This is a genomic window from Iodobacter ciconiae, assembly GCF_003952345.1.
Lineage (GTDB): Bacteria > Pseudomonadota > Gammaproteobacteria > Burkholderiales > Chitinibacteraceae > Iodobacter > Iodobacter ciconiae.
The window spans coordinates 124,811-145,505 of sequence record NZ_CP034433.1; the positions used below are offsets into that span (position 1 = coordinate 124,811).

Annotated in this window: 14 protein-coding genes and 3 pseudogenes; 11 read left to right on the forward strand and 6 right to left on the reverse strand. The window is 47.1% G+C overall.

Annotated features, from left to right (window positions below):
- The 8 genes from EJO50_RS00545 to EJO50_RS00580 all read left to right on the forward strand — a co-directional run bounded on the left by EJO50_RS00545 (position 1) and on the right by EJO50_RS00580 (position 8,411).
- Positions 1-741, forward strand: a complete 741-nt coding sequence (locus EJO50_RS00545; RefSeq protein WP_125971083.1) for a GntR family transcriptional regulator — start codon at positions 1-3, stop codon at positions 739-741.
- Positions 742-1,208: 467 nt separating this feature from the next.
- A complete protein-coding gene (locus EJO50_RS00550) occupies positions 1,209-2,471 on the forward strand; it encodes an ABC transporter substrate-binding protein (RefSeq protein WP_125971084.1) in 1,263 nt (420 codons plus the stop codon).
- Between the two features lie 178 nt (positions 2,472-2,649).
- Positions 2,650-3,891 carry an ABC transporter substrate-binding protein gene (locus EJO50_RS00555; protein WP_125971085.1) on the forward strand — a complete coding sequence of 414 codons (1,242 nt, stop codon included), beginning with the start codon at positions 2,650-2,652 and terminating at the stop codon, positions 3,889-3,891.
- A gap of 97 nt (positions 3,892-3,988) precedes the next feature.
- Complete coding sequence (locus EJO50_RS00560; RefSeq protein WP_233702129.1) at positions 3,989-4,864, forward strand: carbohydrate ABC transporter permease; 876 nt, start codon at positions 3,989-3,991, stop codon at positions 4,862-4,864.
- Between the two features lie 18 nt (positions 4,865-4,882).
- The gene (locus tag EJO50_RS00565; protein ID WP_233702130.1) at positions 4,883-5,722 is read left to right on the forward strand and encodes a carbohydrate ABC transporter permease; all 840 of its coding nucleotides are present in this window, start codon (positions 4,883-4,885) and stop codon (positions 5,720-5,722) included.
- Between the two features lie 86 nt (positions 5,723-5,808).
- Positions 5,809-6,909, forward strand: coding sequence for an ABC transporter ATP-binding protein (locus EJO50_RS00570; RefSeq protein WP_125971086.1), 1,101 nt, complete (start codon positions 5,809-5,811; stop codon positions 6,907-6,909).
- A 266-nt stretch (positions 6,910-7,175) separates the two neighbouring features.
- Complete coding sequence (locus EJO50_RS00575) at positions 7,176-7,412, forward strand: hypothetical protein (protein ID WP_206434426.1); 237 nt, start codon at positions 7,176-7,178, stop codon at positions 7,410-7,412.
- A 156-nt stretch (positions 7,413-7,568) separates the two neighbouring features.
- Positions 7,569-8,411 carry an HNH endonuclease gene (locus EJO50_RS00580; RefSeq protein ID WP_125971087.1) on the forward strand — a complete coding sequence of 281 codons (843 nt, stop codon included), beginning with the start codon at positions 7,569-7,571 and terminating at the stop codon, positions 8,409-8,411.
- A gap of 1,030 nt (positions 8,412-9,441) precedes the next feature.
- Here the strand turns inward: EJO50_RS00580 and thrC are convergent.
- The 3 genes from thrC to EJO50_RS00595 all read right to left on the reverse strand — a co-directional run bounded on the left by thrC (position 9,442) and on the right by EJO50_RS00595 (position 13,638).
- Positions 9,442-10,854, reverse strand: a complete 1,413-nt coding sequence (gene thrC / locus EJO50_RS00585) for a threonine synthase (protein WP_125971088.1) — start codon at positions 10,852-10,854, stop codon at positions 9,442-9,444.
- Positions 10,855-11,084: 230 nt separating this feature from the next.
- Positions 11,085-12,395 (reverse strand): homoserine dehydrogenase, encoded by a 1,311-nt coding sequence (locus tag EJO50_RS00590; RefSeq protein ID WP_125971089.1) that lies wholly within the window; start codon positions 12,393-12,395, stop codon positions 11,085-11,087.
- 13 nt (positions 12,396-12,408) lie between these two features.
- Positions 12,409-13,638, reverse strand: a complete 1,230-nt coding sequence (locus EJO50_RS00595) for a pyridoxal phosphate-dependent aminotransferase (protein ID WP_125971090.1) — start codon at positions 13,636-13,638, stop codon at positions 12,409-12,411.
- A 149-nt stretch (positions 13,639-13,787) separates the two neighbouring features.
- Between EJO50_RS00595 and EJO50_RS00600 the strand changes: the two genes are divergently transcribed.
- Positions 13,788-14,156, forward strand: a complete 369-nt coding sequence (locus EJO50_RS00600; protein WP_125971091.1) for an Mth938-like domain-containing protein — start codon at positions 13,788-13,790, stop codon at positions 14,154-14,156.
- A gap of 241 nt (positions 14,157-14,397) precedes the next feature.
- Positions 14,398-15,599 (forward strand): annotated as a pseudogene (gltS, locus tag EJO50_RS00605) (sodium/glutamate symporter).
- A 282-nt stretch (positions 15,600-15,881) separates the two neighbouring features.
- Here gltS and EJO50_RS00610 read toward each other — a convergent pair.
- Positions 15,882-16,455 (reverse strand): annotated as a pseudogene (locus EJO50_RS00610) (ATP-binding protein).
- Positions 16,456-16,563: 108 nt separating this feature from the next.
- On the opposite strand from EJO50_RS00610, the pseudogene EJO50_RS00615 reads away from it, so the two are divergent.
- A pseudogene (locus EJO50_RS00615) lies at positions 16,564-18,125 on the forward strand (IS3 family transposase).
- A gap of 42 nt (positions 18,126-18,167) precedes the next feature.
- Here the strand turns inward: EJO50_RS00615 and EJO50_RS00620 are convergent.
- Complete coding sequence (locus tag EJO50_RS00620) at positions 18,168-18,800, reverse strand: hypothetical protein (protein WP_125971092.1); 633 nt, start codon at positions 18,798-18,800, stop codon at positions 18,168-18,170.
- A gap of 266 nt (positions 18,801-19,066) precedes the next feature.
- Positions 19,067-20,482 (reverse strand): HlyD family type I secretion periplasmic adaptor subunit, encoded by a 1,416-nt coding sequence (locus tag EJO50_RS00625; RefSeq protein WP_125971093.1) that lies wholly within the window; start codon positions 20,480-20,482, stop codon positions 19,067-19,069.
- Positions 20,483-20,695: the final 213 nt, after the last annotated feature.

The window sequence follows — 20,695 nt, forward strand, 5'->3', positions numbered from 1 at the left end:
ATGCTGCCGCAACAAAAACTACTGGTTCTCCGTCCTGATGCAGACAGTGCTACGCCTCTTTATTTACAGCTGGGTCATAAGCTGGCCGCCGCAATTCATGCGGGGTTCTGGCTGGCAGATGAGCCTTTGCCCTCAGAGCGTAATTTATGCGAGATCCTTGGGGTTTCCAGGGTGACCGCCAGAAAAGCGCTGGATATTTTACTGGCAGATGGATTGATTATCCGCCGCCACGGGGCGGGAACTTATATCACTCCGAAACTTGAGCAGCCACTTAATAAGCTGACAAATTTATCCGAAATGCTGATTCAGCGTGGCTTTACCCCCGGCTCGCGCTGGATAAAACGCGAGGTGGTGCTGGCTAATACGGAAGAGCAACTGAAACTCAATCTTTCTTCGAGTAGCCGTGTCAGCCGCCTGCAACGGGTGCGGATGGCCAATGATGTGGTCATGGCGCTGGAAGAAACCACCCTGCCATTTGCTCTGGTGCCTGATCCAAATTTGGTGGGCGATTCCTTATACGCTTATATGCGCAGCGCTCGTTTGTCTGTTGTACGTGCGATACAAAACATCGCAGCAATCAACGCAACTCAGGCTATTTCGGATTTAGTTGATGTTGCACCAGGCGATGCAATGTTGCATTTAACCCGTATCGGCTATCTGGACAACGGCACGGCGATTGAGCTGACCCATTCCTATTTTCGCAATGATTACTACGATTTTGTAGTGGAGCTGAATAAGTAAGTATTTGTTATATAGATATATATCTGCTCTTTTGTTTCGTAGTTTTGGATGCCGGCTCTTTGTTGTTGCCTACATTTTGTTTTTGTGGGCCATTTCCCTTCCCTTCCGCCTGTCCGCTCCCTGTGCCACTTTCCTTTTCTATTGGCTATTCACCGGCACGTTAATTTGTTGTAATCTGAGTCTGTGTAGGTAAAAACACTAAGTCCAGTTTTCGGTATTTTTTTTATGGTGAACGGCTAAAAATCCTTATTTAAAGCGGCTTTTGCCCTGCTTGTTACCCAGGGTGTTGATACCACTTTCGGTCTGGGTACTAAACTACTTGTCGTCAGGTAAGGCAGGTTCTGCCCGGCAAAGAGGCGTTGTTCCTGTTTTTTAGCTGATTGACGTATGACATAAATTTTTATGCTGGTTGCTGTGCCTGTTTTTTTTGGGTGCCAATGCAAACGATTTACTTTGGAGATGCAGTAATGAAATTGAAATTCATTTTAGCCGTATCCGCAGCAGTCTTTTCAGCAAGCACCATGAGTGCATTAGCCGCTGAAAAAGTAAAGGTCGAGTATTGGTCTAACAGCCTTTCGCCAAAATATGATTCAACCATGAAAGAGCTCACCAGCAAGTTCAATGCTTCGCAAAACGAAGTAGAAGCGGTATGGGTTGATGTGGGCTGGGATGCTTTTCAGCAAAAAGTGATTACGGCTGTTGCGAGCGGGAATGTGCCCGCTCTTGTGAATTTGCCTAAGCCATGGATGGATCAGTTTGCCCAGTCAAAAATGATCCAGCCTATTAGCAAGCAGGTGGCAGGCTTTAAAAATGTTTACACACCCGGTGCAATCCAGGATGCAACGTATGTGGGCGATAAGCAAATTTACGGTATGCCCTGGTATCAGGTAACGGGCGTGCTGTTTTATAACAAAGATCTGTTTGCTAAAGCGGGCATTAAAGAAGAGCCAAAAACATTTGGCGATTTATTGAAAGTAGCAACTCAGATTAAAGCCAAAACAGGGGTGAGCGGTTTTGCTCCGAAGCTGGATGAAGACACTTCCGGCTGGTTTCTCTACGAAGGCCTGGACGTTGTAAAAGACAATAAGGCTGTATTTAATAGCCCGGCGCATGTGAAATATATTGAGCAATTTAAAGCAGCTTATGCGGCAGGTGCTTTCCCGAAAGATGTTTTCAAAATGCAATTTGAAGACCGTATTGCAGCTTATGGCGCGCAAAAACTGGCCATGTTTACCGACGGCGCGCATGCTATTAAGCGTACTAAAACAGATTCACCAAAGGTTTATGAAGGCACGGGCGTAGCAGGTTTCCCAATTGCAGGCGGTAAAACCCCTCTGGGTGGATTCCTGTTTATGTGGTCGGTGCCGACAGGCGCTAAAAACGTTGATGCAGCTGTTAAGCTGGGAAAATTTTTAACAAACGACAGCTCGCAGCTGGCTTTTGCTAAAGCGTCTTCTACTTTCCCATCTACCTATAAATCGCTGGATGATGTTTTTTTCCAGGCAGGAGCCAAATCGAGTGATCCGGTAGAAAAAGGCACTGCAGTGGCGGCTACACATATTAAGGCTTCACGTACGCTTACAGTAACGGGTTTGCCTGATGATGTGGCAATGAATAAAAAATTAAATGAAGCTATTCAGGAGGCAATTACTGGCCGTAAACCTGTAAAAGCTGCATTGGATGAAGCTGCCGCATTTTGGAATGAAAAGTTTGCTGTAGCAAAAAAATAATGACCTGATTTGATTCTGTTTTGAATCAAATTCTTTCGAGTAATTTGTTGATAGGATTATTCGGAAGAATAAAAAACCGCAAGATTAATTGGAATAGCAGTTAATCTGATGCGGTAATATAAAGTGTGGATTTAAATCCATATAAATATTTGTCGAAAAACCCAAGAGGAAAGACAAGATGAAGCTGAAAAAAATGTTAATCGTTGGTGCAGCATTATTTGCTGGCGTTAATGCACAAGCTGCAGATACAGAATTAGAATTCTGGACAATGAATTTGCAAAAGTTCAGTAGCTATTTTGAGCAATCGGCAGCTAAGTTTAATGAAGCTAATCCGGGCCTGAAAGCAAAATGGGTTGACATGAACTGGGATCAGATTCAGCCCAAGCTGACCGCTTCGATTGCTGCTGGCAATCCACCTGCACTGGTTAACTTTAATGTGCCTTGGGTGCATGAATTTGCAGCACAGGGTCTTATCCTGCCTATCGATCAGTACCTGGGTGCCGCTAAAGCCACTTACTCCACCAATGCGGTGAAAGATGTGCAGGTGAAGGGCCAGATGTATGCTTTCCCTTGGTATAACTCCACACAAATTATTGCTTACAACAAAGATATCTTTGCTAAAGCCGGTATTAAAGCTGCACCTAAGACATTCGCTGAATTTGTAGCAATGGGTAAGCAGATTAAAGCAAAGACAGGCCAAGCTGCTTTCGCACCTAAAATGAGCGATATGGTTGGCTTTTTCTACTACGCCGGCCTGCCGGTTGTAACAGATGGCAAGGCTGTATTTAACTCGCCTAAGCACGTTGCTTTTATTCAGACTTTTGCAGACCTGTACAAAGCAGGTGTTGTGCCTAAAGATGTATTCAAGATGGCATTCGAGCAAGAAATCGCTGCTTATAACAGCGGTAAAATTGCCATGATGACTACAGCTGCCCAAGGCCTGAAACGCACTGAAACTGACTCTAAAGCCATCTACGAGAAAACCGAAGTTGCGCCATTTCCGCTGGATGCAGGTAAGCTGAATCTTGGCTCATGGATGATGGATTTTGTGATTCCTAAGGGCACAAAGGATCCGGCTGCTGCAGCTAAACTGGGTATCTTTCTGACCAATGATGATCAGCAGCTTGCATTTTCTAAGGTAACCGAATCCACTATGCCTTCGACCAAGAAAGCAAACCTGGATCCATACTTCCAGTCGGGAGCCAAGAGCACCGATGTCGTTGACCGTGCCCGCGCTGTAGCTGCTAAATCAATGGACAATGCGCGTACTCTGACACTGACTCCGGGTACATTGCCAGATGAAACTGTAATGGTTAAGAAGTTGCAAGAAGAGATTCAAAATGCAGTTGAAGGCCGTAAATCTGTGAAAGATGCATTAGATACAGCAGCAGCGGCATGGAATGAAAAGCTAAAGAAGTAAAAAATAATTAGCTGTTTCTATGCTCTGATGAACGGAATTACCCGCCAGGGTAATTCCGTTTTTCCCCGAATTATTATAATTATAGTTGAGTAGCGCCGTGAAAAACTCCAGCAGCTATACAGGCATTGCCTATTTATTTTTGGCGCCGGCCCTTATTCTGATGGGTATATTTACCTTTTGGCCGGTAGGGTATAACGCATATTTGGCGTTTAATGATTACAGCATTGCAGATGGTGCCGCCACCTGGAATAACTTCGAGCATTTTAAATATATTTATAAAGAAGAGTTATTTCATAATGCATTGAAAAACTCCTTAATTTTTCTTTTAATTGTGCCGGTCATTCAGATTTGTGCTTTATTGCTGGCCAAATTAGTAAATAACAAATTGCCCGGAATGACTTTCTTCCGTGCGGCATTTTATATTCCTGTTATTACTGCAATTTCAATTGCCGGTGTGGTTTGGGTTAATGTTTATAAATACGACGGTATTCTGACCTGGTTTTTACAAGCCTTGCATCTGATTCCGCAAGGCTCCGAAGGGCAGGTTGATTGGCTGGGGAATCCCGCCATTGCCTTGTTTGGCGTGATGCTGTTTACCTTCTGGCGTGGTATTGGCTGGTTTATGGTGCTCTACCTGGCGGGCTTGCAAGCGATTCCTAAAGAAGTAGAAGAAGCCGCGATTTTGGATGGTGCAAACGCATTCCAGCGCTTCTGGAAGATCACTGTGCCGATGGTTAAGCCGACAATCTTGCTGTGCAGCCTGATGTCGACCATTGCAGCGATGAAGATTCTTCAGGAAGTCGTGGTGCTGACTAAGGGGCAGGCAGATACCTATACCGCGCTGTTCTACGTTTACGATCAGGCGTTCCGCAATTACAACTTTGGCCGTGCAGCTGCGGCTGGGCTGGTTGTAACCTTTTTCTGCATGATTCTTGCGGCCATTCAGTTTCGCTTTTTCGGCGAAAAGAAATAATTCGAGGAATAAGAAATCATGGCAATGGGTAAACAACTGCGCACCGCGCTGGCAATGACAGGCCAGTACGCTGGCTTGATCGGTTTTGGTATCTTCACCACCTTCCCCTTTATCTGGGCTTTGTCGGTGGCGCTATCGGCTGATCCTTCCAATACCTGGCTTTTCCCTCGTTCATTCTGGCCAACTGACATCAGCCTGATGTGGTTTAAACGTGTATTTGATGATATGCCGTTTATGACCTACATGAAAAACTCCACCTGGATGACGCTTCAGACCATCGTGGGTGTGGTGGTGTTATCGATACTGGCGGGTTATCCGCTGGCCCGTTTGCGCTTTCCGGGACGCAACTTCATTTTTGTGGCAATTCTGGCCACGATGATGATGCCAACCGAAGTCGCGATTATTCCTAACTTTATTACTCTGAAGCACATGGGGCTGCTGGATACCCAGCTTGGTGCCGTTATTCCGAATCTGTCTACGGCCTTCGGTATTTTCCTGATGAAGCAGGCATTTGAAGCTGTGCCTCAGGATCTGGTTGATGCCGCAAGGGTAGATGGCGCAACAGAGATGCAAATTCTGTGGCGGGTGATGGTACCGGTTTCCGGCCCGTCCATTGCATCACTGGCGATCTTCTCGCTGGTGAACGCCTGGAATGACTACCTCTGGCCTTCGATTGTGATTTCTTCCAAAGAGAAATTACCTCTGGCTGTGGGTGTGTTTAATGATCTGACCGGCCCGTTTGCGACCTCTTACAGCATGGTGATGGCGGCAATTGTAATGACCGTAATCCCGGTATTGATTTTCTTTGCCTTTACCCAGCGCTACTTTATCGGTGGCTTAGATGGTGCGGTGAAGTAAGCATATGAGACGTTTGCCCCAAGGGGCAATGCCTGCTGATTGGCAGGTCCCCCATTTAGAAATAGAGTTCGTAAGGAATCGCAGATATGGCTTCGGTTACGCTAAGCAGAATCAAGAAAAACTACACCAAAGATGTATGTGTTATCAAAGGTGTGGATTTAGAAATCAAAGACGGCGAGTTTGTGGTTTTTGTTGGCCCGTCGGGCTGCGGTAAGTCCACCCTGCTGCGGATGATTGCCGGCCTTGAAGACATTACTGAAGGCGAACTGAAAATTGGTGATGTGATTGCCAACGATTTACACGCATCCAAGCGTGGTATCGCCATGGTGTTCCAGTCTTATGCTCTGTATCCGCATATGAGCGTGTACGACAATATGGCGTTTGCACTGAAGCTGGCGGGCACCCCAAAAGAAGAAATCGATCAGCGGGTTAAAGGCGCTGCCGAAATCCTGCAAATGACGCATTTGCTGGATCGTAAGCCAAAAGCATTGTCTGGCGGTCAGCGTCAGCGTGTAGCCATTGGTCGCTCGATCGTGCGTAATCCAAAAGTATTCCTGTTTGACGAGCCCCTGTCTAATCTGGATGCGTCCTTACGCCTGCAAATGCGTGTTGAGCTATCCAAGCTGCATCAGGATCTTAAAACCACCATGATCTATGTGACGCACGATCAGGTGGAAGCGATGACGCTGGCAGACCGCATTGTGGTGTTTAACGCCGGTGTAATCCAGCAGGTGGGCTCTCCGCTGGAAATGTATGAAAACCCGGTCAATCTGTTTGTTGCCGGCTTTTTGGGCTCGCCCAAAATGAATTTGCTGGACGCCGACCTGGTGGTTATTGAAAATGGCTCTGCCCACGTTCGCCTGCCGGATGGCATCCAGATTCGTGCAGCTGTCGATGCCTCGCCATGCAAAGTAGGGGATAAAGTCACCATCGGTATTCGCCCGGAGCATATGCAACTGGCAACCGCGGACGCTGCAAACTCGGTACCTGCCCGGGTTGATCTGGTTGAGCATTTAGGTGATATTGTATTGGCCTATATTCAGGTAAAAGGCATCAGCGAAATTCTGTGTATGAAATTGCCTGCCGAATCCGATGTGATTAAATTCGGCGACAATATCCATGTGGTATTCCCGGAAAAGAATTGCCTGTTGTTCGATGCACAGGGTGTTGCACTAAAACGCGTTTAATCTTTTTATTGGATACGCAAAAAAGCCCGGCGATTTATTGCTGGGCTTTTTTTTGCGCTGAAACAATTGGATTTAGCTTTATTTTTCTTATTGGTGGAAGATATATGGTGTAAGTCTTTGTTCAATTTGGAGTAGTATTACGTTATGGAATAATTCAGGCTAAGCCAGCTAAGGCGTTTCAAAGAGTGCATTTTTATACGCCAAAGGTGGTGATTTTTTTGTCATTTCAGGGCGTTTATATTTGCTTAACATTCAATTGAGAAAAAATGATGCAACATATCTCCGAAATCCGTCATTGTTCTGTTTGTGGTGCTGATACGAACCATGTCGTTGTTTTGGTCAGGAAAACGAATCCGTTTAAAGGCGAGAAAAACAGTAAATTTAAAGAGTTTTTACATGGCGCGATAAAGAGTTGGTTTCTGGGGGCATTTATCGCATCAATGGATGAATTTTCTCGCCATCGTATCTGTGAAAAATGTGGTCACAAGGTTATTGAAGATTAAAAACTCAAAGCCGTAAGTCGCAATGAATTTGTAGTCTTGTAGGCTGGGCTAGCGTTTTATCAGCCCAACATTTAGTTATGTTCGGTATTTCGTTGGGTAGATAATGTATGCCCAATCTAAGTGCTGCTGTTTTTGACGTTAGGCGACAATCACCTCATGAAAATTGGCGAATTAGTAAAACAACATATCAAGGATATTTTTTCCAATTGCGAAATTGCTGAGCATGATGAAATATACCACCTCCTTGATTATAAAGACTCAAAAAACATGTTCGGAGTGAATTATCCATTTTGCACAGAGCTTGAAAATATTGAGCAATCAGAATCAAAGAGATACTGGACTGAAATATATATAGTCCGAAGCAAACGAGTACGAGTTACAAGTCAATGGTTTGAGAAAAGTAGAGAATCATTCTTAAAATACATTGAATCGAAAGGAATATCCGTAGAAAATAATTTGGAAAACAGCACAAATAATGAACATAAAGCATTATCTCCATTTAAAAATAACTCTAACAGCCGCTACAGAGGGGCAGCCATTGGAAACTCTCAAAATCTATTCATTAGAAATATTCTCAGCAATCTTGGGCAAGAATCATTTACTGAAAATGACTGGAATTTAACAAAAGACTATTTCTTATATAAATGTGCCTATTGTGCTTTAGAAGCCGAACTCCTCATTGAGCATGCTATACCAATTAATAAAGAAAAACTTGGTGAGCATAAGCTTGGAAATGTTGTGCCGAGTTGCAAAACGTGCAATAGCCGCAAAGCAGGCAAAGACTTTCGAGAGTTTCTTGGAGACGATACCGCCGCTATCGAAAAAATAGAACAATATATGGATAGTAGAAATTACGTGCCACTTGAAGACAACGAACAAATAAAAATGATCTTAAATATGGCTTATAAAGAAGTTGGTTTTCTTGCTGAAAGATATGTGACTATTATCAACGAACTATTCTCCCATAGCATAAACAACTATAAGCAACCCAACGAATAATCTGATTATTAAAGGTCGCCAAACAAGACTTTCAAGTTTCGTAAAGGCCGTAAGTCGCAATGAATTTGTAGGGCGTAATAAGTCTGGTGGTTTTTCCAGACGCATTACGCCGCATGAGTTAAATCGAAAAGCCGGTGAGGAATTGTTCTGTGCCGGTTTTTTATTGTGTGTAATTAAAGGAATCAAAAGATTTATATATTTAGTGCCTTCGGCACGTTGATTTTGGAGCGGTAGCCACCGCGGGGGCGTACTTTTCTTGAACGGCCAAGAAAAGTACCAAAAGAAGGCCGCCCCACGAAGCACGAAGGCCCCTCGCTGCGGACAATCGAGCGGCGGCTGCGGAACTCGCTTCGCTCAAACAGTCCTCGCCGAAACCCCACCCGCTTGTTCCTCGCTTCGGCGTGCTTCAAGGGGAGACTTAAGCCCCATGCGATGAGCTGTGATATTAATTCGCTGGGGTGAAGTATTCTCTAAAGCCAAAGCAAAGCCAAACAATTTAACTATGTATTTAAGTTATATAGTTGAGTTTTTTAAGTACTTTGCAATCGTTTGTTGTTTCTAAATACGTTGCATAGGGCTAAAGTTTCCCCTTGAAGCACGCCGAGCGAGGAATAATTGGCACGGGGTTTCGACAAAGGGGTAGCGAGGCAGCGAGCGAGCAGCCTTTGTCGCCGGGCCAATTATCCGCAGCGAGGGGCCTTCGTGCTGGTCGGGGCGGCCTTCTTTGCTTACTTTCTTGGCCGTTCAAGAAAGTGAGTCCCCAGCGGGGGATTCCCGCACCTAAATCAACGTGCCGAAGGCACTAAAAGATCTTTTTGCTTAACAGTAATGCAGCTGATAAAGGGGCAATGGGTAATGTCATTCACTTATGGTGTTGGTTTTGCTTCCCCCTTAGAAAAAGGGGGATTGAGGGGGATTGGCCTGTGGTTTTTAGCTTATTTAAGCCCAACATCAACTTCAAATCCCCCCTGGCCCCCCTTTACAAAGGGGGTACTCAAGCGAAACCGCTTAAGTGAACGGCACCAGCTTTTTAGGCCTTAATCCTTTCCACCAAATACGCCTTCAGCGCCGCCACATCTGCTTCCAGCACATCAAAGCGCTGTGGTAAATCTTCTAAGTTTTGCAAGGCAGCCGGGCGCTGTGGTTTCTGGCCGGTGGCTTCCAGCATGGTTTCTTCAAACTTGGCGGGCAGGGCGGTTTCGAGGATGACCATGGCCACATCTGCATCCCTATGCTCGATGGCTGCTTTATAGCCGTCGGCGGTGTGAGGGTCGATTTCTACGCCGTAAGTCTCAAACACGCTGCGGATATTATCGAGCCTGTCCTGATGCGTGCTGCGGCTGGATCTGAAGCCATACACCTCACGCATTTTGGCAAAATCGTCTGCGCTTAAATCAAAGCCGATGCCAGCATCGATGCCTTGCCACAGAGCGGATAATTTGCCTGCGTCGCGGCCCAGCAAATCGAATACAAAGCGTTCCAGATTAGAGGCTTTGGTGATATCCATCGACGGGCTGGATGTTTCAAAGGTGCGATCAAGGCCGCGCGGGTGATAGCCGCCGCTGCTGAAAAATTCGTCCAGCACATCGTTTTCATTGGTGGCGACAATCAGGCGGCGAATCGGCAGGCCCATTTGCCGCGCCATATGGCCGGCACAGATATTGCCAAAGTTGCCCGACGGCACACAGAAATCGACTGGCTCGCCGACGGTTTTGGCTACGGCAAAATAGCCTTTGAAGTAGTAGCAAATCTGCGCAACGACCCGGCCCCAGTTGATCGAATTGACCGCGCCAATTTTGTAATCCTGCTTAAACGCGGCATTGTTATTGATGGCTTTCACCATATCCTGGCAGGCATCAAACATGCTCTTTACCGCGATATTGTGGATGTTGGCGTCTTGCAGGCTGAACATTTGCGCGCGCTGGAAGGGGCTCATTTTGCCAGCGGGGCTGAGCATAAACACATTCACGCCCTTTTTGCCGCGCATGGCGTATTCCGCCGCCGAGCCGGTGTCGCCAGAAGTTGCGCCGACGATATTGATTTCTTTGTCGTCACGCGCCAGCACATATTCAAACAGATTGCCGAGCAGCTGCATCGCCATATCTTTAAAAGCCAGCGTCGGGCCATTAGAGAGCTGTTGCAGATGCAGATTTGGGGCCAGCGTTTTGATCGGCGTGATGTCGGCCGAGCCAAACACCTCTGCCGTGTAAGTTTTGGCGATCAGTGCTTTTAAATCTGCTTCCGGGATATCGTCCACAAACAGACGGATTACTTCAAAAGCCAGCTCAGCATAGGGCAGGGGGGCGAGGCGTTCTAAATCGGCTTGCGTCAGGCGGGGGCACACTTCTGGCATCACCAGGCCGCCATCTGGCGCTAAACCGCCAAGCAGGATTTTAGAAAAAGACTGAGGTGGCATACCGCCGCGGGTAGAGATATAGCGCATGATTTTTAGGCCTTTAATAAACCTTGAAGTCTATAGACACGGAGAAGGGCAAAGACGAGGGAAACCTAATGGAAGCTTGAGTCTTGCAGGGCGGGTACAAGCCGCTGCTATACAACAAATATTAGTGAGTTACCCCCACCTTGCCTCATCAACTAGAGTCTTCTCATTTTTCTGTCTTTTGCCTTTCTCCGTGCCCTCTGTGTCTACAGAGTTTTTAGATTTTGAATGGACTAGCCGTTTAAATGCTCAAGGCGTAAGCGCACAACTGCGCCGGTGATGCTTGGCAGCGCTTCAATGCCTTTGATGGCGGTGTTCACACGTTTTTCTACTGCCAGATGCGTGATGATGATGATATCGGCACGTGCTTCACCTGCAATCGGGCGCTGCAGCATGGCGTCTACCGAAATATCGTTATCGGCAAGCAGGCGTGTGATATCGGCCAGCACACCCGGTTTGTCTTCGGTATTGATGCGCAGGTAGTAGCAGGTTTCGATTTCGTCGATAGGCAGAATCGGCAGATCGGCAATTTGCGAAGGCTGGAAAGCCAGATGTGGCACGCGTTGCTCTGGGTCTGCAGTATGCAGGCGGGTGATATCCACCAGATCAGCAATCACCGAAGACGCGGTAGGCTCGGCACCGGCACCAGGGCCGTAGTACATGGTGGCGCCGACCGCATCACCTTTTACTAAAATGGCATTCATTACACCATCTACATTGGCAATCAGGCGTCTGGCAGGGATCAGCGTTGGGGCAACGCGCAGCTCAATACCCTGCTCGCGGCGGCGGGTCATGCCCAGCAGCTTGATGCGGTAGCCCAGCTCTTGCGCGTACTGGATATCGATGGCGGCCAGCTTGCTGATGCCTTCCAGGTAAGCCTTATCAAATTGCACCGGAATACCAAAGGCAATCGCGCTCATGATGGTGAGCTTGTGCGCGGCATCGTGGCCTTCGATATCAAAAGTAGGGTCGGCTTCGGCATAGCCAAGGCGTTGTGCTTCTTTCAGTACATCGTTAAAGGCCAGGCCCTTATCGCGCATTTCGGTGAGGATAAAGTTGGATGTGCCATTGATAATGCCGGCCACCCATTCAATTTTATTGGCGGTCAGGCCTTCACGCAGTGCTTTAATAATCGGGATACCGCCCGCTACGGCGGCTTCAAATGAAACCATCACGCCTTTTTCTGTGGCGCGGGTAAAAATCTCATTACCATGTTCGGCGATCAGTTTTTTATTTGCGGTGACCACATGCTTGCCATTGGCAATGGCGGCCAGGACCAGATCTTTGGCGATGGTGGTGCCGCCAATGAGCTCCACTACAATGTCGATTTCCGGATTGTTGACTACATCCATAGCATCGCTTGTCAGGGTGATGTCATCGCCACAGAGTTCACGAGCACGGATCAGATCACGGTTGGCAGCCATGGTAATGACAATCGGCCGGCCTGCGCGGCGGGTGATTTCGATTGCGTTACGTTTAAGAACTGTAATTGTTCCGCCGCCTACGGTGCCTACACCGCATAAACCTACATTGATGGGTTTCATTTCATTTTATTCCTTAAGCTGTGCCGTGACGTTTTCGGTAGTTTTCTAAGAAGCGGGCAATGCGGGCAATGGCGTCAGTCAGATCATCAAGGTTAGGTAAGAACACCACACGGAAATGATCAGGCTGTTGCCAGTTAAAGCCAGTGCCTTGTACCAGCAGTACTTTCTCTTCTTGTAATAGCTCTAAAATAAACTGCTGATCATCGGCAATCGGGTAAATGGCCGGATCAAGCCTGGGGAACATATAGAGCGCTGCTCGTGGTTTTACACAGCTTACCCCCGGGATCTCCGTGAGCAACTTGTAGGCCAGATCGCGTTGTTTGGCGAGGCGGCCTGTGGGTTTTACTAAATCATTAATGCTTTGATACCCGCCCAGCGCGGTTTGAATCGCGTATTGGGCAGGCACATTGGCGCAAAGCCGCATGGTAGCGAGGATATTGAGTCCCTCGATATAATCTTTGGCTATTTTCTTATTGCCAGAGACAAACATCCAGCCAGCCCTGAAGCCACAGGCGCGATAATTTTTGGATAAACCATTAAAGGTTACAAACAAAATATCATTGGCAAGGGATGCTATCGAGGTATGTGTGACGCCGTCGTAAAGTACTTTGTCGTAGATTTCATCGGCATAAATAATCAGATTATTTTCACGTGCAATTTGAATAATGTCTTTAAGCAGTGAATCAGGATATAAAGCACCCGTTGGATTATTCGGGTTGATAATTACAATGGCTTTGGTTTTATCATTAATTTTGCTGCGAATATCTTCCAGCGACGGATACCATTCATTGGCTTCATCGCACAAATAATGGCGCGGCGTGCCGCCAGCCAAGCTCACTGCGGCAGTCCAGAGCGGATAATCCGGCATCGGCACCAAAACTTCATCGCCATCATTGAGCAGGCCCTGCATCGCCATCACAATCAGCTCGGATGCGCCGTTGCCAATATAAATATCGTCTACCGTCACGTCACCAATATTTTTGGATTGAGTGTAATGCATGACGGCTTTACGCGCCTGAAACAGACCTTTGGAATCGACATAACCTGCAGAATTGGGCAGGTTGCGAATCATATCCTGCACGACTTCTTCGGGTGCATCAAAGCCAAAGGAAGCCAGATTACCAATGTTCAGCTTGATAATACGCTGGCCTTCTTCTTCCATCTGACGCGCCCGCTCAGGAACAGGCCCACGAATCTCGTAACAGACATTTTGTAATTTGTTTGATTTAAGGATGGTCGTCATGGCGGCGGCTTATGGGCTAGGGCTTCATATTCTAACGAAAGATTGTGCTGTACTGCACTTATTGTGATTACGAAAACAAAAAAATGAATGCAAAAAGGTATCAACCTGTAATTAAGTTAAAATAGTGCGTCTTTAATAGGAAAATCATCATGAAATTACAACATACCGCCATTGAAAATTTAAATCAGTTCTCGGGCTATGGTGACAATTTCGTGCGGGTGAATACCGAGCAGTATCAGGGCAATGTGCTGGTTACGGGAGCTGAGGTACACGTCTGGCGGCCTTGGGGTTTTGATGATTTAACCGAGGCTGATTTTAGTGCGGTGCTGGCGTATAAGCCCGAAGTGGTTTTATTAGGTACAGGAAAGACAATTCGCTTCCCGCATCCGCGTCTTTATAGTGCTCTGGCGGCTGTGCATATCGGGTTAGATGTAATGGATACCGGTGCATTGTGCCGCACTTTTAATATTCTGACCTCGGAAAACCGTAAAGTGGTTGCACTTATTGTGCATCATTGATCTTTGCTGCAGATTTTGGGTAATTTTCGCTATTTTTTATTTAAATGGCATAAAACAGGTTTTATATCCCATTTGAAATAAGTTATTTTTACCAATTGCAGTAAATAGTGTCATTTCAGTCGGGTTTTCCTCGCTTGTTTTTAGTAAGAATGGCTTGTCTAATCACGGGGTGAATAAAGTGGCTAAATATTCTTATGTAATATACGTATGTCATTAATTAATAAAAAAGATAAGGATTCATATGCTTCAACTCGATTTTTATGGCACTTTAGTGGCAGCATCGCTGGTTTTGTTACTAGGCCGCAAAATTGTTGAATGGTCATCGCCGCTACGCAATTACAGTATCCCGGAACCTGTTGTTGGTGGCCTGCTCGTTGCTATTTTACTGCTGATCGCCCGGCTGAGTTTAGATGTCGAAGTGAAGTTTGATACCGGCATGCAAACACCGCTGATGCTGGCATTTTTTGCAAGTATTGGCCTGAATGCGGATTTGGCCAGCCTGAAAAAAGGGGGCTCTACACTGGTTGTGTTTGTGGGCGTGGTCGTGACCATGCTGATTGTGCAAAACATTGTCGGGATTGCAGCTGCCAGTGCGATGGACATTAACCCATTACTGGGATTGCTGGGCGGATCAATCACTATGTCTGGCGGGCACGGCACAGGTGCTGCGTGGAGTTCGGTATTTGGTGCGAAATACGGCCTAGCTTCTGCCACCGAAGTTGCCATGGCCTGCGCCACTTTTGGCCTGGTGATGGGGGGCTGATTGGTGGCCCGGTTGCGCGTTATCTGGTTAAGAAGGTAGAAATCCCAGGTTCTGAGCATAATAGCGATGATAGCCCGACCACCTTTGAGCGGCCGCACACTGTGCGTCTGATTACCCCTCAGGTATTTATCGAAACACTGGCCCTGATCGCAGTAAGCCTGATGGCGGGATCGACGCTAGCCTCCGTATTAAAAGGCACCGCTTTTGAATTACCTAGTTTTGTGTGTGTGCTGTTTGTTGGTGTGGTACTGAGAAACGGCTTATCCGCACTGGGCCTTTATCGAGTATTTGATCGTGGAGTTTCGGTCTTGGGTAATGTCAGTCTGTCGCTCTTTTTAGCGATGGCTTTAATGACCTTGCGCTTGTGGGAATTGGGCTCTCTGGCTTTGCCTATGCTGGGTATTTTGGCGCTGCAAGCGACCGTGATGGCACTTTTTGCCATCTTTGTGACTTTCCGCATCATGGGTAAAAACTACGATGCGGTGGTTTTTGCCGCTGGTAACTGTGGCTTTGGTCTGGGTGCTACACCTACCGCTATTGCTAATATGCAAGCCGTAACCGAACGCTTCGGCCCCTCGCACATCGCCTTTCTGGTTGTACCCATGGTTGGCGCATTCTTTATTGATATTGCCAATGCAATTTTAATTAAGCTATTTTTACTGCTGCCGATTTATGGATAGATTATTGTGTTTGACTGTTTTAGCGGGAAAGGTGTGAATTATCCTGGTTTACAAACCTCACCATTTGGTGAGGTTTTTTTTGTTTGAATTTATGTATGTTGCAAAAATAGCTTGTTTTTATTGTTTGTAATTTATTTAAGTAACAATGAGTGATATAGGTGTTTAGTTCTGGGTGATCATATCCCAATGTATAGTTGGCCCTTGTTCATGGCGAGAAATATCATGCATGTCAATCAGCATCCAATATTTTCCACCCGTCAGCGTCCAAAAGTTTCCAGTTTGTCAGCCCGTTTTCTGCCCCTTTTTACGCTGTTTAAACCTGAACGAATCATTGCCCGTTTCCAGAATTTCACGGTGATGTGTGATTCGCTCCAGCAGCGCTGTCGTCATTTTGGCGTCACCAAATACCGTGACCCATTCGCCAAATGACAGGTTGGTCGTGATGATCAGGCTCGCTTTTTCATACAGCTGGCTAAGCAAATGAAACAGTAAAGCGCCACCTGAAGCAGGAAAGGGCAGATAGCCTAGTTCGTCCATAATCCGCAGCAACACCCAATGCTGTGGCGAGGTGGGTTTTGCCCGTGCCGATGCCGCCAACCAGAATCAGATTGTGCGCATGCTCCATAAACGCAGCGGTGGCCAGTGGCTCAATCAGGGCACAAGCCAAGGGGCTTTCTGCTCAGTCAAAGCCCATCAGATCCCGGTGGATCGGGAAGCGAGCTGCCTTGAGCTGATAGCGCAAACTGCGCACTTCCCGATCGGCCGCTTCTGCTGCAATCAGATGATCCAGCCAGGCTTCTATCGTGGCCGGTTTTCTGGTTTTCTCGGCTTGCCATTCCGTCTAGGCCGCAGCCATGCCGTAGAGCTGTAATTGCTTTAGCTGCAAACCACCCCCCTGTGTCAGGATAGTTGAGATACTCCCTTTTCAGGGATTCCAACTTATCCAGGGGGCTGGTTACTTATCATGTCGCGTATTCCCAAGGCTCGTAAAGATGCCATTTTAAGCAAAATGCTTGCTCCTTACCCGGTCAGCATCCGGCAGTTGGCATTGCAAGAAAACCTCTCCGAAGCCACGTTGTACAATTGGCGAAATCAACTTCGCCAGGAAGGTCGCCCCGTGCCAGAACACCATCGCAGCAATGAAAACTGGTCTGCTCAAACCCGTTTTGCCGTGGTCGTTGAAACCATTGCCATGTCAGAAATCGAGCTGAGTGAATATTGTCGTGCCAAGGGTTTATTCCCGGAGCAAGTTAAACAGTGGCGCGATCTCTCCATTCAGGCCCAGGGCCTGGCTGAAATCATCACGCCGGAGCAGGCGCAGGAAAACAAAACGCTGCGTAAGCAAAACAAGCAGCTGGAGCGGGAAATTCTGCGTAAAGATAAGGCACTGGCGGAGGCGGCAGCGTTGCTGATTCTGCAAAAAAAGGTGCGCGCCCTTTGGGGCGAACCCGGGGAAGACTGACCTCACTGGATCAACGGGAGCGGCTGACCACGTGGATCAGACAGACTTGTCACGCCGGTGCGAGCTTATATCGTGCCTGCGAAACCATCGGTATTTCGGTGCATAGCTGGTATCGCTGGCAAGCGGCTGGTAAGGTGACCGCGGATCAGCGGCCTTTGATCAAACGGAACAATCCATCGAACAAGCTGAGTGAAACAGAGCGTCAGGCGATTTTATCGGTCTGCAACAGCCCGCGTTTTAACAGCGTTCCGCCCAGCCAGATCGTCCCCATTCTGAGCGATGAAGGCCGCTATTTGGCTTCTGAATCAACGATGTACCGCGTACTGCGGCAAGCCAATCAACTACAGCACCGTGGCCGTGCCGCCAAGGTGGTGCGCAAAGCCAAACCAACCAGCTTCACCGCCACCGGCCCGAATCAAGTCTGGATGTGGGATATCACCTGGTTACCGGGACCGATAAAAGGCGAGTATTACAAGCTGTATATGATTGAAGACCTGTTCAGCCGCTATCCAGTAGGCTGGGAAGTGCATGCGGAAGAAACAGGAGAACTGGCCGCTGAGCTGCTGCAACGCAGCGTGCTGGCCCAGCGCTGCAGTATGAATCCACTGGTATTGCATTCAGATAATGGTGCGCCGATGAAAAGCTATACGCTGAAAGCCAAGCTGGAGATGCTGGGGATCGCCTCGTCCTTCAGCCGCCCCCGCGTCAGCAATGACAACCCCTATGCGGAATCATTGTTTCGCACGCTGAAATACTGGCCCGCCTGGCCGCATAAAGGCTTTGCCAGTCAGGATGAAGCAAGGCAATGGGTGAGGCGCTTTGTGGATTGGTACAGCCATGCGCACCGGCACAGCGGCATTCAATTTGTCACGCCATCACAACGGCATCAAGGGCAAGACAAAGCGCTGTTAGAAAAGCGCCATGCGGTTTACCAAACCGCCCGCTTGGCGCGGCCGGAACGGTGGCGCAATACTACTCGGAACTGGAGCTGGCAAAACGAAGTTCAACTCAATCCGGGTCGGGCCATTGAGCCTAAAACAAGCGAGGAATTACAGGCAGCTTAAATCGTAAAAACATCTCAACTACTTTGACAATTGCCGCATGTCTTACTCCTTAAAATATGCATTGATCCGAATAATAAAAAAAATCAGTAAAGCCACTGCTCCAGATAACATGATGATCCAAAACGAATAAACGTTGACCCCGTTTTTTACCTTTGAGTATTCCTGAACAGACTGCTCAAATGACCTGAGAGTGTGGGCATTAGTTGATATTTGGTAGCAAGAATTTAGAGAGCTAAATAAACCCCGATTAGGATACATCCACACTTCTCCATCTTGACCCGCCAGCCACTTAACGATTGCCATTTGCGCCACGTATTTCTTTAATATTTCAGCATCAAGTTGATCCAGTATTTCCCTGTGATCGGATGGCTTCCGCCCTAAACAATTAGAGAATTCCAATGGTTCGCAACCACACATATGGGTTATTCCATATGCATCTTTAATGCCGATATTGAATAGCACACCTTTGTGATAACCTTTGCCGGTGTTGATAAATTTCCCAGAAATACGATTAACTTTTTCAATATTTGGAATTTCCATCCGAATCGCTGTAATAGTGTTTCCCATCATCATCAACAGTAGAAACGCAAAAAACCACATAATCCAGCGTCCCTTGAAAAACAGTGGTTCAAAAACAAACAAAATAAAATAAAAACATTTTTTTATCGTGATCATGTATCGCCCTTATTTATCAACAAAAACATATACATGGCCTGCTCCCCATATTCACCATTTCATCCACTTAAAAGCCATTCGGCACTTATTGCATGATGAATTTTCTTAACGAAATGCGGCATTATAAAGAGATATAGGTGTAATTTTATTTATAATTTTTCCTGCCAAAGGCTTCATAAGAATTGCTGTGGGTACCTAAATCCAGCTTATTGAGTGATCACTTAAAACTTTTTTAGTGAAATTGCCCAACTCATGCTATTAAGCATTCACCTCTCCCTCGTACTTTCCGAAACATGCGCCATGAGTGGCGATAAGAAATATTCAATTACCCTGCGCTGCCCCGTTTTAATCTCCACCGTTACCGCCATTCCCGGTGCCAGCTTTAGCCATTTACCATCAACATTCATTTTATTTTTGTGTAATTTGATTCTGGCCTGATAAATCAATCCTAATTTTTTATCTGGTACGGCATCAAATGAAACGTTTTTCACCAATCCTTCAATTAGGCCGTATTTGGTGTAATTAAAGGTTTCAATTTTAATAGCGGCGGCCTGCCCGGCATTGACAAAGCCGATGTCTTTGTTTTCCAGTACCACTTCGGCCTCTACGGCTTCATCTTTTGGCACGATCACCAGCAGGGCTTGCGCGGGGGTGACGACGCCGCCTACGGTGTGTACAGCCAGTTGCTGCACAATTCCGGCAACGGGCGCGGTTAGGCGGGTTTGTTTTTGCAGCTGCCCAGTTTTAACCACGTCCTGGGTAAACGAGCGGGCTTGCTCGCTGGCTTGGCTAAGCAGATCGTGCTGGGTGCGGCGAAACTCTGCCTGTATGGCGATTCTTTGCTGGGCATTGCCGCGAATGGCAGCATCCAGCTCTGATTGTTTATGCCGCTGGTTGGCTAAATCTTGCTCGGCCTCTATTCTGGCCTGCTGTTTCTCTAGCACGCCGTGTTTGGAAACAAAGTTTTGCAGCGCCAAGTCCTGAAAGTCTTTTTCGCGCTGCTTAATAATCGGTAAGGTCTGCTCAAACCTGGCGATCTGGTCTTGCACCCCCGCCCGCTCGGCTTGCTTGCGTGAAGTATCGCTATCCAGGGTAGACAGCCTGGCTTGTAATTCCTGCCACTGGCTGAGCGCCAAACGGCTGGCCTCCAGAGATTGCAGTTCCTTACCCGCCGCCACATGGTTAACCACAGGCGTTTGCCCGCTATCTAAAGCGGCGAGCAAGGCTTTGGCGCGCAGCGCGTTTAATTCTGCATCGTGCAGATTGGTTTGCTGCTTGGTGTTTTCTGCGCCAGAAACGGTGCCATCCAGCTCGATCAATAGCTGCCCCGCCTGCACCATTTGCCCGTCTTGCACATGAATGGATTTCACCACCCCTGCCTCTAAGGGCTGAATGGTTTTACTGCGATCAGACACAATCAACCTGCCAGGCGCCACGGCCACAATATCGATCTTGCCAAGGCAGGCCCAAGTAAAGGCAATCAAGATAAAAGCGAGCAAGGCCCAAAGCGTGATGCGGGCGGCGGGGTGAGGGGGATTTTCTTGCAGCTCTAGCGCTGCGGGTAAAAAGGCAAGCTCGTTAGCGCTTTTAGGTGGTAAATCTTGCTGCTTGCGGCTTTGCCACGCCGCAGCAAAAACCTGCCGGTATTTTGTAAGCAATTCACCGACAATTTGGTATTTCATATTAACTTTATAAAGTTATTTTAATAAACCATAGTAAGCACCATATAATTAATACGTCAATTAAAAACAAAGAAAAATAAATAATTATTTCAATAATATTTATTAAAACACAATAAATACAAAAGCAATAAGCTGTAATAATTGGCCGAATGCCCGCACAAGCCAATATAATTATCTGTTTTTTCAGTAAATTGCTAATTAACAGCAACAATC